Raw genomic sequence first — 15,266 nt, 5'->3', positions numbered from 1 at the left:
ACAAGTTTTTTACATATGAATTACTCGCGGAATAATCGGGAAGACTTACGCCAACGGAAAGAACAAATGGCATGAATAATTCCTAGTTATCGCATCAAAGCTCTCCTCAACCCCTCGTCCGTGGCCGCCGCGTAAATCTCCGTCGTTGCGATCGAGGCGTGTCCCAGGAGCCGCTGCACGTAGCGGATATCGACCCCCTTCTCCAGATACTCGGTCGCTGCGGTATGGCGGAGCATGTGCGGAGTAATCCGTCTCGGCAGTCCGAGCGCGTCTGCCTTCTCTTTCAGGAGGGAACGGATATGGCCCGGTGCTGCCGGGCCGCCGCGGGCATTTACAAGGAAAACCGCGTGTCCCAGGGCCAGAGGCCGCGCCTCCCGCTCTTTCAGATAAGCGGCGACGCCGGCGCAGATCTCCTCGCCGACGAGGAACACCCTGCGTTCGCGGTTGCCCTTCCCGCGGATCCGGATCGATGCGTCCTCAAGATCGATGTCGGGAAGCTCTATGGCGCAGAGTTCGCCGACGCGAATGCCGGTAACCAGGATCAGGCCTATCGCGAGATCCACCGTTGCGCGCTTGTGTGCCTCGGCGGATTTCGGCCGCTTCGCAACGGACACCGCAATATCCGCCGTCAGCTCCCCGAGCTCCCCCTTGCTGAGATTGCGCGGCAACCTCCGGCCGAGACGAAGCGCGAGCTGAAAGCGGCGAAACGGGTTATCGTCGACGATTTCCTGACGTTCGAAATAGGCGTACAGCACCTTCAGTGCCGCGAACCTGCGCTTTACCGTCGTCGATTTCAGCCCTCTCGCATCGCGCATATGGGCAAGAAAGGCCTGCAGCCGTTCGGGCGCGACTTCGGTCAGCGCGGGATCTTCGCGCAGCCACTTCCTGAACTCCGCGAGATCGGTGCGATAGGCCCGGAGCGTGTGTTCGCTGAGGCCCTTCTCCAGACGACAATGCTCTAGAAAGCGCTCGCAGGCATGCGAGAGTTTCATTCTACCCCCCCCCAATCCCAAAGGACCGCGAGAATACGCAAGTACTATCCGGGCGGGAAGTCGGTTTGGAATCAGGGAATTAGGGCACGCCACCGGGCATAAGGCGGTCCAACGCGCCTTTCCCTGCTACCAACGCGGTTTCTCCATCGAGTGGAACCGTTGCGCGTCCGCCGAAGGTCATGTGCGAGCGGAAAATTCCCGGCCGCGGCGAGCAGACGGTATTTGACGGACACCGCGCGCCAACCCCTAACACTCCCCGACGTCAAAAATTAACCATTCATTTGCCAATATTCGCGCAACAATAGCTTAAATGCGATTTAAAATTGGCAAAAAGGCTCAATGACTTACAATCCTTTTCTATAGCTTTTCTTAATAAATCCACTATCATATTGATGAAACAATATGCGATTCCGTCATCATTTTAGGCGAGGAGCTGTAGATGTTCGGGTTCGGGAAAGAAAAGACCGCCGAGGAGGAAGCTGAACAGCGCCGGATCGAAGCCATGAAGGTGTCGATCGAAGGCGCGCTTGTTCAGATGAAGAAGCAGGCCGAAGCGGGTCTGACCGACCGCTGCGAGGCCGGCGCCAAGCGTCTCACCGAAGCGCTGAAGAATCCGAAGCTTCCGAAAGACTATGCCAAGCAGGCACGCGACGGCGTCGACCGGCTGATGCTGCATGCCTTCATGAAGGCGACGGCACTCGCGTCCAAGGCGGCGATCGATGCCGGCAAGGCGGACGATCTTGAGACCCGCTCCGCCAAGATCAAGGAGGCGCGTGAAAAGCTTTCCGGCGCGATGAAGTACAAGGCGCCGCAGGATTTCAAGCTGCAGTGCGAGCGCATGCTGGAGGTTGCCTTGATGTCCGGCGGCGTAAAGGCGAAAGGCCCGACCAAGGCCAAGCCGCTCGATACTGCGCCGAAGGTCGAAAACAAGGCGAAGCCGGCCGACACCGCCCCGCCTCCTCCGAACAAGGCGAAGGAACCGGTGAAGGCCGGGGAATCCAAGGTCAAGCCACTGCACGATTACGAGAAGCCGGTCGGCGCCTAGCGCGACGCCCTTCCACGTCGCCGCGAATTGCCCGGCTGCTTCTATCCTCTTCTTGCGGCCATTTCGCCGAAACCGCGCCGCGCCGGCAGGCATCCCGGTTTGCCACCATGGTCCGTTGCGGCGCCACCGGTAATCGTGGACCGGTTCGGCCCGCAACCCGCCTGGAATCGAACATCCATCAACAAAGCGCGTCACTTTCAAGTCTTACTTGCATACAGCAAATAAATTCTTCGCCGATCTGGACTATTTTTGAAATTCTGCTACAATATAAATTGAAATACGGAAGACAAACCTCAAAACAACACATGGGCTGACTCATGGTTGGATTTGACCAAAAAATAGATCCTGGGGATGAAACAGAAAAACGCCGGATAATCGAAATGACACTCTCGATCGAGAGCGCGATTATGCGGCTCAACAAGCTCGCCGACATCGGCGCGACGGTACGTTGCGAGGCTGCGACCGGTCGCTTGGCGGAGGTGCTCAAGAATCCGAAACTTCCGCGGAAATTCTGCGACGAAAGCCGCCGCGCCATTGATGCCCTCATGCTGCACGCGTTCATGAAAGCGACCGACATCGCGGCGAAGGCCGCGATCGACGCAGCGATGAAAGACGACCAAGATTCCCGGGCGGATTGCATCCGGGAAGCACGGGAAAATCTCCGAGGCGCTATGAAATACAAGGCGCCGCGCGAGTTTCAGCTAAAATGCGAACGCATGATCGAGACCGCCTTGCTCACCGGCGGCGTGAAGGCAAAGGGCCCGACCAAGGCCAAGCCGCTCGACACGCCGACAGATGGGGACGAGACGGAAGCGTCTACGGGCACCCCTTCCGAAGCGTGATCGGCCCGCTGGATTCCGGTCGAGACGCGACGGGGGAAACCTGACCGTCCAGGCTGTGTGCCGACCCGTGTTTCGAATGCCAGACACGTCTCCATTTTTCTCTGGTAATTATATAAAAAGCATTTTAATATTTACGTATCGTTAACCATGCACCATCAACAGAAAGTTGGAGGGATGCAGATGTTCGGACAGACGGAGACCAGAACGGTCGAGGACGACGCGGCGCTCAGCCGGATTCACGCACTGGCGCCAGCGGTCAATGGTGCCCTATCCCGGATCAAACAGCGCGCCGAGCACGGTCACATGGACCGCTGCGAAGCTTCGGCCAAAAGCCTCAAGGAAGCGATCCGGAACGCGAAACTGCCAAAAGATTATACCGAGGAAACCAACGCCGCGATCGACGCGCTGATGTTGCAGGCCTTCATGAAGGCGACCTCCGTCGCCGCGAGGGCCGCGATCGAGGCCGGCCTCGAAGACGAGATCGAGCGGCGCGCGATGAAGATCCGCGAAGCCCGCGCGCAGCTCGCCGGCGCGATCCGTTACAAAGCCCCGAAGGAATTCCTGCGCAAATGCGAGCGCATGCTGGAGACCGCTCTTTTCTCCGGCGGTGTCCGCGCCAAGGGTCCGACCCGGGCGAAACCGGATTATTCCGCCATGGAGCTGCAGGCGTCGGTCTGAAGAACCAACCTCTACATGGACGTCATCCCGGACCTGCTCCGGGACCTTTCAAAAGGTGCAACTCTTCGTTCGACAAGGTCCCGGCTCTTCGGCCGGGATGACGTGACCAAATAATAAAGGCCGGGCAAATGCCCGGCCCGTTCTGATACCTCGATCCGTCCTACCCCCGGATCCGGCCCCCGACGGCCTTCTCGACCTGGGCGACGATCTTCTGGCCGACGGCCTCGATCTGCTCGTCCGTCAGGGTCGCGTCGACCGGCTGCAGGGTGACCTGGATGGCGAGCGACTTCTCGTTCTCCCCAAGCCCCTTGCCCTGATACTCGTCGAACAGACGCACGCCGGAGATCAACGCCTTGTCCGCTCCGGCCGCGGCACGCACCAGCTTGTCCGCCGGCACGTCCTTCTCCACCACGAAGGCGAAGTCGCGGGTCAGCGGCTGGAACGGGGAGAGCTTGAGGAAACTCTTCGCCGCACCCTTGGATTTCGGCACCGGCACCTTCTCGAGGAAGACCTCGAAGGCCACCGCCGGGCCCCTCACATCCATCTCTCTCAGCACCTTCGGATGCAGCTCGCCGAAGAAGGCCAGCACGTTCGGGCCGAGGCGGAGCGCACCGGAGCGACCCGGGTGATACCAGTCCGGCGCATCGGTCGAGACCTGAAGATTGCCCGCCGGCGCATCCAGCGCCTCGAGCAGCGCGACGACGTCCGCCTTTGCGTCGAAGGCATCCACCGGCCGGGTCGAAGCGGCCCAGTCCTTCGGGCCGGTGCGGCCGACACGGATGCCCGCGATCACCTTGGACTGGCCCTTCGGTGTCGCGTCCGCATATTGCGGGCCGACCTCGAAGAGCGTCGCGTCGCCGTTGCCCACATTCGCGTTCCGCGCCGCGGCCGCGAGCAGGTTCGGCAGGATCGACGGACGCATTACGTCGAGCTCGCTGGAGATCGGGTTGACCAGCGTCAGTTCCGCCGCGCCGCCACCGAACAGCTCGGCCTCGGAGCGCGAGAGGAAGGAGAAGGTCACCGCCTCCAGCATGCCGCGGGAAGAGAGCACGCGCTTCGCCCGGCCCTCGCGGACCTGCTCCTTGGAGAGCGCCGGCTCCGGAACCACATGGCCGGTTTCCATCGAGACCACCGGGATCTCGTCATAGCCGTTGATCCGGAGGATCTCCTCGACCAGGCAGGCCTCCCCCTCGACATCGCGGCGCCACGGCGGCACGACGGCGCTGATGCTCTCGCCGCTGCCGGAGACCTCGAAGCCGAGATCGGTCAGGATCCGCTTCGCCGTCTCCTCGGGAATGTCGATACCGCCGAGGGAACGGATGCGGGAATGGCGCAGCGTGATGGTGCGCTTCCAGTCCTCTTCCTGGCCGTGCACCACGAGCTCGCTCATCTCGCCGCCGCAGATCTCCTGCACCAGCTTCGAGGCGAGATGCACGCCCCAGGTCGGGCCCGTCGGATCGAGGCCGCGCTCGAACCGGTAGCGCGCGTCGCTCAGCACATTCTGCTTGCGCCCGGTCATCGCGACCGAGATCGGATCGAAGATCGCGACCTCGAGATACATGTTCACCGTCTCGTCGGTGCAACCGGTGCGTTCGCCGCCCATGATGCCGGCCATGTCGTCGATGCCGTGCTCGTCGCCGAGCACCAGCATGCCGTCCTCGAAGGTATAGACCTTCTCGTTGAGCGCCTCGTAGCTCTCGCCCGCTTTCGATAGCCGGATCCGGATGGCGCCTCCCGAAACCTTGTCCGCGTCATAGGCATGCAGCGGCCGGCCGACATCCATCATCATGTAGTTGGTGATGTCGACGAGGCCGGAGATCGGGCGCAGGCCGATCGCGGTCAGCCGGTCCTGCATCCATTTCGGGCTCGGACCGTTCTTCACGCCCTTGAAATAGCGGCCGACGACGTAAGGAACCAGCGACGGCTCCGGCACGTCCACGTCCCACTGGATGGGACTGGTGAAGGTGCCTTTCACCTCGGGGATGTCGAGCGGCTTCAGCTTGCCGAGACCGGCGGCGGCGAGGTCGCGGGCGATGCCGCGGACTCCGAGACAGTCGGCCCGGTCCGGGGTGATGGCGATGTCGATCACCGGATCGTCGAGCCCGGCATATTCCGCGAAGGAAGCCCCGACCGGCGCGTCTTCGGGAAGGTCGATGATGCCGTCATGATCCTCGGAGAGCCCCATCTCGCGTTCGGAGCAAAGCATGCCGTTGCTCTCCTCGCCGCGGATGACACCCTTCTTCAGGTCCACGCCGGTACCCGGGATATGGCTGCCGGAGGGCGCGAAGACGCCCTTCATGCCGGTGCGCGCGTTCGGCGCGCCGCAGACCACCTGGATGATCTCCTTGCCGGTATCGACCTTGCAGACGCGCAGCCGGTCGGCATTCGGGTGCTGCACCGCCTCGACCACGTAGGCGATGGTGAAGGGCTCCAGCTTCTCCGCCGGATTGATCAGTTCCTCGACCTCAAGACCCAGCATCGGCAGGGCGTCGCAGATCTCCTCTAGGCTGGCTTCCGTCTCGAGATGCTCTTTCAGCCAGGACAGCGTGAATTTCATCGGTTGAGGCCTCCGGCCAGAGACGGAACATCGAACGGCATGAAGCCGTAATGCTTCAGCCAGCGCATATCGCTGTCATAGAAGGGGCGCAGGTCCGGAATGCCGTATTTCAGCATGGCGATACGCTCGATCCCCATGCCGAAGGCGAAGCCCTGATACTCGTTCGGGTCGATGCCGCAATATTGCAGCACCTTCGGATGCACCATGCCGCAGCCGAGGATCTCCAGCCAGTCGTCACCGGCGCCGATCTTGAACTCGCCGCCCTTGCGGGTGCAGCCGATATCGACCTCGGCCGAGGGTTCGGTGAAGGGGAAATAGGACGGGCGGAAGCGGACCGGCAGATCGTCGACGCCGAAGAAAGCGCGGCAGAAATCGATCAGGCAACCCTTCAGGTGGCCCATATGGGTGGCCTTGTCGATCACCAGCCCCTCGACCTGATGGAACATCGGCGAGTGCGTCGCGTCATGGTCGGAGCGGAAGGTGCGGCCTGGGCAAATCACGCGGATCGGCGGGGTCTTACTTTCCATGGTGCGGATCTGCACCGGCGAGGTATGGGTGCGCAGCACGCGCGGCGTGCCGCTCTCGTCCGGCGGCAGGTAGAAGGTATCGTGCTCCTGCCGGGCGGGATGCTCCGGCGGGATGTTGAGCGCGGTGAAGTTATAGTAATCGCTCTCGATATGCGGGCCCTCGGCGACGGAGAAGCCCATCTCGGCGAAGATCGCGACCAGCTCCTCGGTGGTCTGGGTCAGCGGATGCACACGGCCCGCCTCTTCCGGACGCGGCGGCAGCGAGACGTCAATCCTTTCGGCCGCGAGCCGCGCGTTCAGCTCGGAATCCTCGAAGGCGGTCTTGCGCGCCTCGATGGCGCCTTGGATCTCGTCCTTCAGACGGTTCAGCGCCTGACCGGTTTCCTTGCGCTGCTCGGGATCGAGCCCGCCGAGCTGCTTCATCAGCCCGGTGATGCGGCCCTTCTTGCCGAGCGCACTGACCCGAAGCTCTTCCAGCGCGGCCAGATCGCCAGCGCCTTCGACGGCGGCGGCGAGTTCCGCTCTCAGTGTTTCGACGTCCTGCATGATCCTCTTCTTACCTCGCTTGCGAGACTGCTCCGATCCGGCGCGGGTTCCTTAAAGCAAAAGGGGCCCGGCAAAGGCCAGACCCCTTTTCAACTCTTTTACCGATGGGTTGCCGGACATGTCCGGCGCCCCGAATTAGTCGGCTTTTGCGAGCGCGGCCTGGGCTTGATCGACCAGGCTCTTAAACGCCGCCGGCTCGTGGATCGCGAGATCCGAGAGCACCTTGCGGTCGAGCTCGACACCGGCCTTCTTCAGACCGTTCATGAACTTGGAATAGGTCAGGCCATGAGCGCGGACACCGGCGTTGATGCGCTGGATCCAGAGCGCGCGGAAATCGCGCTTGCGGGTGCGGCGGTCGCGATAGGCGTACTGGGCCGCCTTCTCCATCGCCTGCACGGCAACGCGGAAGACGTTCTTCCGGCGACCGTAATACCCCTTGGTCTTGTCCGTAACCTTCTTGTGGCGGGCGTGAGCCGTGACGCCCCGTTTTACACGTGCCATCTCTGCTGCCCTCTCTTAAGCGTACGGAAGGAACTGTTTGACGATGCGTGCATCGGCGTCGGAGAGGATCATCGTCCCCCGGGCCTTGCGCTTCATCTTCTGGGATTTGTTGGACAGCTGGTGACGCTTGAAGGCGACGTTGCCCCGCACCTTGCCGCTGCCGGTGAGCCGGAACCGCTTCTTGGCGCCGCTCTTGGTCTTCATCTTGGGCATTTCGATCTCCGTTTTTGGCGGTTTTCCCTTGCCGGCCAGGCATGCCCTACAAGCCATGACGCGGCGCTGCCCCGCGTTCGCACGTGGGGAGGCGGGTTTATACAGAGCGGCGGCGGGAGAATCAAGCGGTCTCTCGGCGCGGAAAATTGTCCGCGGGACGCCGATGTGAGATATTCGGGGTCGGGACCGCTCCCTCGTACTCTGGTGGTGAAGCCATGAACACCCAAGACCGATCGAGTGGCGGACAACGCCTCTGTTTCATTGTGACCTCACACGACCCGCTTTCCTATGAGCTGCGGGACAGCTTGGTCGAGCCTGCAATCCACGACACAGGTCTTCTCGTCATCCGCTCGGACAGCATCGAGTATGGAGACCGGCTGTCGTCGGCGATCTGGAGCGCGATCGAGAGATCCGCTGTCATGCTCGCCGTCGTGACCACGCAGAGCCCGCATGTCTATTACGAGCTCGGCATTGCCCACGGTATCGGCGTGCCGACCCTGGTGCTTGTCCGCGAAGGGCTGGAACTGCCCGTCGACACGTCCGGTTTCGAAATTCTCATCTTCGGTGAAAATGGCCCCGACCGCGCCATCGTGGCCGCAAAACTGGACGAAATGCTCGCGGCGAAGGCCGTGGCCTGACGGGGCAACGAACTAGAAACGGGTACGGATCGCGAATGTGAGCGCGAAGGCGGTCACGGCGCAGGTCGCGATTGCCCCTGCGAGCGGAACCGCCGTTCCGTCGAAGAACGGGCCCGTCACGACCACGACCAGCCCGCCGGTCAGCATCTGCAAGGTACCGCCGAAGGACGAGGCGAGGCCCGCATTGTCGCCATGCTCCTCCAGCGCCATCACCATGGTGGTCGGGAAGACCAGCCCGAACCCCGCGAAGGCGGAAAGCAACAGCCCGATCAGCAGGAAGAGCGGCACTTCGAAGGCAAGGGTGCAGGCGAATAGCAGCAAAGCAGCCCCGGCGAAGAAAGCGGTGCCGCCACGGATCACGCTGCGCAACGGGAAGCGCTCCGCCAGCGGACCCGCCGCCTGCGAGGCGCCGATGAAGCCGACGGCATTGACCGCGAAGGCCATGGCGAACTCGGTCGGAGCGAGACCGTACTGGCCGCGATAGACAAAGGCGGCCGAGGCGATGAAGACGAAGAAAGCGGAGATGCCGAAAGCGCCGATGAAGGTATAGGCCATGAAATTGCGGTCGCGCAGCAGCCCGCCCATGCCGCGGACCAGCGCCCGCACGTTGAGCGGAATGCGCTCACTTCGGGGCAGCGTCTCCGGCAGCATCGTCAGGGTGATCAGGAGACTGACGACGGCAGCGGCGCAGATGATGGCGAAGATCGCCCGCCAGCCGCCGATCGGGATCACGAGGCTGCCGGTCAGAGGCGCCAGCATCGGCGAGATGGAGATCACCAGCATGATCAGCGCCATCAGTCTGGTCGCCGCCGCGCCCGTATACATGTCGCGGATGATCGCCCGCGGCAGCACCATCAGCGCCGCTCCGCCGAGCCCTTGCAGGAAACGCCAGAGGACCAGTTCGGTCGCCGAGCCCGAAAGCGCCGCCCCGGCCGAGCCCGCGAGGAAGACGAGAAGCCCGACAATTGTCGGGATCTTGCGCCCGGCCTGGTCCGCCCAGGGGCCGTAGATCATCTGCGCAATGCCGAAGGCGATGAAATAGGAGGTGATCGTCGCCTGGATCTCCGCCTCGCCCACGCCGAAATCGGCGACGATCTCTGGCATCGCCGGCAGATACATGTCGATCGCGAAGGGCGCGACGAGGGAGAGCAACCCAAGCACGAGCGCGGCGCGCCAGAGGCCAAGCGTCATGTGACGTTCCTTGCGTCCGAGAAAATATAGTGACACCGGCCGGGCGCCGGCGCGCATGCTTATACAGAATGGAAATAGGTGTTACGACCGCTCTTTGTGCGGTCCGGCTCCAACGCCTTGATCGTTCAGGCGCCCCGCTCGCCGGCGCGCAGCTTCTCCAGCCGGGCTTCGCGCACCGGCCCCGTCAACTCGACCATGTGGTTCGAGACGACGAGTTGGATCCGATCCTCGCTTGCGACCGGGCAGATGATCCGTTCCCAATCACAAGGCGCGCGCGAATGCAGATAAGGATTGCGGCTGACGATCAGCCGCCTCTCACGCACGGCCGTGTGATATTGGGAACGGAAGATGTCCCCTATCTCCGAACGGAAATCTGAAACCCACTTTCCGGTCATATCGAAACCCGACCTCGCCGCGATCTCGCTGCCATAGAGCCGGTAGCGGAAATCGTCCCGTTCCCGGTCGTATTCCAGAACCATGATGTTGCCGAGCCAGGGCCTCAGCGTCTCGCCCGAGAAATCCTTGCGGTCCGCGAAGTTGCCTTTCGGCTTTTTCTGCAGGCAATAGGAAAGGAAGGACACGGACCGTTCATGATCCGCTTTTCCCTGCCCCGTTTCCGGGTACCAGACCTTGATGTCACTTGGGTCGATCAAAGGCAGCCGTGCCCTCTGTCAATCTCAAGTTATGGCGAAATCTTCAAACCAGACCCGTTAGTTTATCAAGTTATGGGAAAATTGCTGCACTTCAATGAAGCGAACAGATTCTCTTTATCGAAAACCGCGATTCGGAATCGTTGACCTCCGCTCCGCCGGGCCCTAGCTTCCGCCGCACAAAAACAACATCAAGGACACGATCCATGACCTCCCGTATTTCCACCGAGATCGCCGAGAACGCCCGCGCCTGGCCGTTCGAGGAAGCGCGTAAAATCGCCGCGCGGCTCGGGGGCAAGAAACCGGAGAAAGGTCACGTGATCCTGGAAACCGGCTACGGCCCCTCCGGCCTGCCCCATATCGGCACCTTCGGCGAGGTGTTTCGCACCACCATGGTGCGGCGCGCGTTCGAGCTGCTGCGCCCGGACGTGCCGACCCGGCTGATCGCCTTCTCCGACGACATGGACGGCTTCCGCAAGGTGCCGACCAACCTGCCGAACCAGGAGATGCTGAAGCAGTATCTGAACAAGCCGCTGACCAAGGTTCCAGACCCGTTCGGCACGCATGAGAGCTTCGGCGCGCACAACAACGCGCGGCTGCAATCCTTCCTCGACAGCTTCGGCTTCGAGTACGAATTCATGTCCTCGACCGAGTGCTACAACAGCGGCATGTTCGACAAGGCGCTGCTGGAGACCCTGCAGCACTATGACGAGATCATGGCCATCATGCTGCCGACCCTCGGGGCCGAGCGGCAGGCGACCTACTCGCCCTTCCTGCCGGTCTGTCCGACGACTGGCAATGTTCTGCAGGTGCCGATCCTCGAGCGCAATGTCGATGCCGGCACCGTGGTCTACGAGGACCCGGAGAGCGGTGCCAAGGTCGAGGTGCCCGTCACCGGCGGGAACTGCAAGCTGCAGTGGAAGGCCGACTGGGCGATGCGCTGGCACGCGCTCGGCGTCGATTACGAGATGTCCGGCAAGGACCTGATCGACAGCGTCAAGCAGAGCTCGAAGATCTGCCGCGCCCTCGGCACGCCGCCGCCGGAAGGCTTCAACTACGAACTCTTCCTCGACGAGAACGGCGAAAAGATCTCCAAGTCCAAAGGCAACGGACTCTCGGTCGAGGAATGGCTGCGCTACGGTTCGCCGGAAAGCCTCTCGCTCTTCATGTTCCAGCACCCGAAGCGCGCGAAGAGGCTCTATTTCGACGTCATCCCGAAGAACACGGACGAGTATTTCCAGTTCCTCGACAGCCTCGAGACCGAGACCGACGACGCGAAGAAGGTCGAGAACCCGACCTGGCACATCACCCAGGGCAAGGGTCGCGGCAACAATGAACAGGTCCCGCTCAGCTTCGGCCTGCTGCTGAACCTGGCATCCGTCTGCCATGCCGAGGACAAGTCGGTGCTCTGGGGCTTCATCGCCCGCTACGCGCCGGGCGCGACGCCGGAAAGCCATCCGACGCTGGACAGGCTCGCGGGCTATGCGGTGAACTATTATCAGGACTTCGCCCGTCCGGCGAAGCAGTACCGCGCCCCGACCGAGCCCGAGCGCGCCGCGTTCGAGGATCTTGTGACCGAGCTGAAGGCGCTGCCGGCGGATGCCGACGGCGAGGCGATCCAGACCCAGGTCTACGAGGTCGGCAAACGGCACGACTTCGAGAACCTGCGCGACTGGTTCAAGGCGCTCTACCAGGTCCTGCTCGGCCAGGACCAGGGCCCGCGTTTTGGCAGCTTCATCGCGCTCTACGGCGTCGAAGAGACGATCCAGCTGATCGAGAAGGCGCTCAAGGGCGAGAACCTCGCGGCCTGATCGCGCCCAAAACCCCCAACCCGCCAAAAAAGAAGGCGCCCCTGCCCCCGGGGACAGGCCCGTTTCTATTAAACGTATGCTCCCGGATCAGAAGCGGTAGCCAATGCCGATACCGAAGACCCACGGATCGAGATCCGCGTCGACATTGATCGGACCCGCGCCGAGATTGGTCGTGATCGTGGTGTCGAGGAACACCTTCTTCACGTCGAAGTTCAGCGACCAGGCGCCGGTGATCGCGTAGTCGAAGCCGGCCTGGAGCGCGTAGCCGAAGCCGTCGTCGTAGGAGATCGACTGCGCCGTACCCGGCTTCTCGTCATAGAAGAACGTGTAGTTGATGCCCGCGCCGAGATAGGGGCTGAAACGCTCCTTCGGCATGAAGTGGTACTGCAGCGTCAGGGTCGGCGGCAGCAGGCGGACGGAGCCGAGATCGACATTCGGGTTCTTCCAGTCGAGATCGTGCTTGGTCGTCGCCGCGATCAGTTCGAGCGCGATGTTGTCCGTGACGAAATAGGAGAAATCGACTTCCGGCACGTAATCGTCGGTCAGCTCGCCCTTGCCGACCGTCAGGTCGCTGGAGGAGGTGGATTCATCCGGCATCATCGCGATGCCGCGGGCGCGGATGACGAAGTCGCCGGCCGACTTGGGTTTGAATTCGTCGGACTGGGCGAGCGCCGGGCCGCTGACGGCCACGACCGAACCAAACACGGCGACGGCGGCGGCCAGAGCCGTCCATTTCCCCGAGAGTTTCATTGATCTGTCCTCATGTTGCAGAATTGCTGCGCTGCAAACTGCTCTCGAATGCGTCCCGTCGCTTTGACGCAGATCAATGGCACGACGATTTATCTTATTGTTTTTGAACGGTTATTTACTGATCAAAATCAATTAAATCTCGGTCTCAGAAAGTGACGATAAGGTCCCACCTCAAAGCGCTCAGGCGGATAAACAACCTCCGGCCGGTTTCCTCGGAACTGCGAAGGCGCCCGGAGCAAAAACTGCAATAGGATTGACAAATTCTCCCTTGAGTAGAAAATTATTCTCGATTGTCGCTCTGGAGAGTCAAATGAGACGGAAAACCATTCAGTTCATTTTATTGACCGCAGCCCTCATGTTCTTCAGCGAAGTCGCTTCAGCCCACAGCGGCGGGACCGACAGTAGCGGATGCCACCACAACCGCAAGACGGGCGGGTATCACTGCCACTGAAGCAGCAACCTGGCTGAGCGCACCAAATAGGAACTCGTTGCGGAAGCGATTTGGCAGATTACCCCACGAGCTCCGCCTTGATCGCCCGCGCCAGATACTTCGAATAGATCCGCCCCTGCGCGAAGCTGCCGCCGGTATACCAGAGGCCCGGCTGCGGGGTCGGGGTCCACATGTTGTTGAGCTCCTGGATCTCCGGGTCGATGTCCCACACCTTGCCGACCCGGTCCGCCACCGCATCGCCGAACAGCACGCGGGTCATGTGGTCCTGCCCCTTGTAGCCGGTCGCGAGCACGATCAGGTCGGCCCCGCGCAGCGTTCCGTCCTTCATCCTGAGGCCGGCCGCCTCGAACTGCGCGATATCCGCATACTGGATCAGGCCGATGCGGCCCGCCGCCATCAGGTCCGAGGCGCCGACATTGAAATAGTAGCCGCCGCCGCGGGTGCGGTATTTCAGCGGCCAGCCGGTACCGCCCTCGCCGAAATCGAGCCGGAAGCCGACCTTCTCCAGCCCGTCGAGCAGCGGCCTGTCGATCTCCTTCACTTTGTCGGTGATGATCTTGTGGGCGACGCGGACGACCGGGAACGGCGTCGCGACATTGATCAGGTCGCGGTCCTCGTGGCTCGGCCCCTCGCCCCAGTAGATCCCGTCATAGAGCTGCGCGCTCGGCTCGATATTCACGATCAGGGTCGGGCTGCGCTGGATGATGGTGACATCCGCGTCGTTGCCTTCGAGGTCCTGGGCGATGTCGTGCGCGCTGGTCCCGGTGCCGAAAATGTAGACGCGCTTGCCTTTCCAGTCCTTGCCGGCGGTGAACTGGCTCGAATGCAGCACCGGCCCCTTGAAGCGGTCGAGGGTCGGAATTTCCGGAATGTTCGGCGCGCCGCTGACGCTGGTCGCCATGACGATATGGCGCGGCCGCATGATCCGCTCGGAGCCGTCGGCGAGTTTCAGGCGGGCGATCCAGCACCCGGCCTTTTCGTCCCACTCCGCGCCCTCGAAGCTGGTCTCGGTCCAGAAATTGATGTCCATCGCATCGACGTAGGATTCGAGCCAGTTGGCGATGCGGTCCTTCGGGATATAGGTCGGCCAGCCCTCGGGAAAGCGCATGTAGGGCAGGTGGTTGCTGTGGATGTAGTTGTGCAGCCGCAGCCCGTGGTAGCGCAGGCGCCAGTTGTCCCCGACCCGCTTCATCCGGTCGACCACCAGCGTGTCCACGTCGAGCCGGGCGAGCCGGGCCGCCGCCGTCAGGCCTGCATGGCCGCCGCCGACGATCAGCACTTCCGGGTCGCGATCCTTGTAGGCCCGTTCGGTCGCGCGCTTGTCCGCCCAGTTCGGCCCGTGAAACTTCGGATTGAAGGCGGGATCGTCCTTCTCCTCGAAGATACGCGACTCCTCGTAGCCCTTCAGATCCTCCAGCGTGGTCGCGAAAACCCAGGCCCGCGGCATGTCGGCGGGATATTTCAGGCGCACGAGGCCGAGCCCGACGCCCTTCTCCGTCTCGAAGGAGAGGATCGCCTCGATCACGTTCGAGCCCGCACGCTCGACGATGCGCGGCGGCTCGTGTCCCTCGGCGACGGAGAGCGGACCGAGACCCTCATGGGGTGCCTCCGCGGTCAGCCGTTCCGCGATCGCGAGGCCGCCGGAGACCGTCCGCTGGCGCCCGGAAAGGATCAGGACGTCGCGCCAGTAGCTCTCCGCCTCGAAGAGCGTTTCCAGCTTCGCGACATTGCCCGCCGCCAGCGCCGCGTTGAAACCGGCCAGCCAGTCTTCCAGCGCCGCCGCGACGGCACGGTCTGCCATCAGGTTCATCTGACATCCTCCCGTTACTCTTTTCCCGAAAGACTAGGACTCGCCGGAAAAGCTGTAAACGCGG

15 protein-coding genes are annotated in these 15,266 nt (G+C 62.4%); 6 read left to right on the top strand and 9 right to left on the bottom strand.

Annotated features, from left to right (window positions below):
- Positions 1-86: 86 nt before the first annotated feature.
- Entirely contained in the window at positions 87-992 is a 906-nt protein-coding gene (locus tag IG122_RS23080; RefSeq protein WP_193188921.1) for a tyrosine-type recombinase/integrase, read from the bottom strand.
- 439 nt (positions 993-1,431) lie between these two features.
- On the opposite strand from IG122_RS23080, the gene IG122_RS23075 reads away from it, so the two are divergent.
- From IG122_RS23075 to IG122_RS23065, 3 genes are all read left to right on the top strand, one after another.
- Positions 1,432-2,037 (top strand): hypothetical protein, encoded by a 606-nt coding sequence (locus tag IG122_RS23075; RefSeq protein WP_193188920.1) that lies wholly within the window; start codon positions 1,432-1,434, stop codon positions 2,035-2,037.
- A gap of 317 nt (positions 2,038-2,354) precedes the next feature.
- Positions 2,355-2,879, top strand: a complete 525-nt coding sequence (locus IG122_RS23070) for a hypothetical protein (RefSeq protein ID WP_226893879.1) — start codon at positions 2,355-2,357, stop codon at positions 2,877-2,879.
- A gap of 180 nt (positions 2,880-3,059) precedes the next feature.
- Entirely contained in the window at positions 3,060-3,557 is a 498-nt protein-coding gene (locus IG122_RS23065; RefSeq protein WP_193188918.1) for a hypothetical protein, read from the top strand.
- A 160-nt stretch (positions 3,558-3,717) separates the two neighbouring features.
- Here the strand turns inward: IG122_RS23065 and pheT are convergent, their stop codons facing one another.
- The 4 genes from pheT to rpmI form a co-directional block, all read right to left on the bottom strand.
- A complete protein-coding gene (gene pheT / locus IG122_RS23060; protein WP_193188917.1) occupies positions 3,718-6,114 on the bottom strand; it encodes a phenylalanine--tRNA ligase subunit beta in 2,397 nt (798 codons plus the stop codon).
- Positions 6,111-7,187: a phenylalanine--tRNA ligase subunit alpha gene (gene pheS / locus IG122_RS23055; RefSeq protein ID WP_193188916.1), complete on the bottom strand. Its 1,077-nt coding sequence runs from the start codon at positions 7,185-7,187 to the stop codon at positions 6,111-6,113. The genes pheT and pheS overlap by 4 nt, the downstream gene beginning before the upstream one ends.
- Positions 7,188-7,322: 135 nt before the next feature.
- Complete coding sequence (gene rplT / locus IG122_RS23050) at positions 7,323-7,688, bottom strand: 50S ribosomal protein L20 (RefSeq protein ID WP_193188915.1); 366 nt, start codon at positions 7,686-7,688, stop codon at positions 7,323-7,325.
- A 15-nt stretch (positions 7,689-7,703) separates the two neighbouring features.
- A complete protein-coding gene (rpmI, locus tag IG122_RS23045) occupies positions 7,704-7,901 on the bottom strand; it encodes a 50S ribosomal protein L35 (RefSeq protein ID WP_193188914.1) in 198 nt (65 codons plus the stop codon).
- Between the two features lie 215 nt (positions 7,902-8,116).
- Here rpmI and IG122_RS23040 point away from each other — a divergent pair, with 215 nt between their 5' ends.
- Positions 8,117-8,539, top strand: a complete 423-nt coding sequence (locus IG122_RS23040) for a hypothetical protein (protein WP_193188913.1) — start codon at positions 8,117-8,119, stop codon at positions 8,537-8,539.
- A gap of 12 nt (positions 8,540-8,551) precedes the next feature.
- Here IG122_RS23040 and IG122_RS23035 read toward each other — a convergent pair whose 3' ends face one another.
- Positions 8,552-9,730 carry a multidrug effflux MFS transporter gene (locus IG122_RS23035; protein ID WP_193188912.1) on the bottom strand — a complete coding sequence of 393 codons (1,179 nt, stop codon included), beginning with the start codon at positions 9,728-9,730 and terminating at the stop codon, positions 8,552-8,554.
- Between the two features lie 125 nt (positions 9,731-9,855).
- Complete coding sequence (locus IG122_RS23030) at positions 9,856-10,383, bottom strand: PAS domain-containing protein (RefSeq protein ID WP_193188911.1); 528 nt, start codon at positions 10,381-10,383, stop codon at positions 9,856-9,858.
- A 203-nt stretch (positions 10,384-10,586) separates the two neighbouring features.
- On the opposite strand from IG122_RS23030, the gene IG122_RS23025 reads away from it, so the two are divergent.
- The gene (locus tag IG122_RS23025; protein ID WP_193188910.1) at positions 10,587-12,191 is read left to right on the top strand and encodes a lysine--tRNA ligase; all 1,605 of its coding nucleotides are present in this window, start codon (positions 10,587-10,589) and stop codon (positions 12,189-12,191) included.
- Positions 12,192-12,278: 87 nt separating this feature from the next.
- Here the strand turns inward: IG122_RS23025 and IG122_RS23020 are convergent, their stop codons facing one another.
- On the bottom strand, positions 12,279-12,941 hold the full coding sequence (locus tag IG122_RS23020) for an OmpW/AlkL family protein (RefSeq protein ID WP_193188909.1): 663 nt from the start codon (positions 12,939-12,941) through the stop codon (positions 12,279-12,281).
- A gap of 310 nt (positions 12,942-13,251) precedes the next feature.
- On the opposite strand from IG122_RS23020, the gene IG122_RS24585 reads away from it, so the two are divergent.
- Positions 13,252-13,392, top strand: a complete 141-nt coding sequence (locus tag IG122_RS24585) for a YHYH domain-containing protein (protein ID WP_404924889.1) — start codon at positions 13,252-13,254, stop codon at positions 13,390-13,392.
- A gap of 58 nt (positions 13,393-13,450) precedes the next feature.
- Here IG122_RS24585 and IG122_RS23010 read toward each other — a convergent pair whose 3' ends face one another.
- Positions 13,451-15,202, bottom strand: coding sequence for a flavin-containing monooxygenase (locus tag IG122_RS23010; protein WP_226893878.1), 1,752 nt, complete (start codon positions 15,200-15,202; stop codon positions 13,451-13,453).
- Positions 15,203-15,266: the final 64 nt, after the last annotated feature.

The organism is Nisaea sediminum, assembly GCF_014904705.1.
Classification (GTDB): Bacteria; Pseudomonadota; Alphaproteobacteria; order Thalassobaculales; family Thalassobaculaceae; genus Nisaea; species Nisaea sediminum.
The sequence above is the reverse complement of the archived record's forward strand: the minus strand, read 5'-3'. Positions and strand labels throughout refer to the sequence as shown.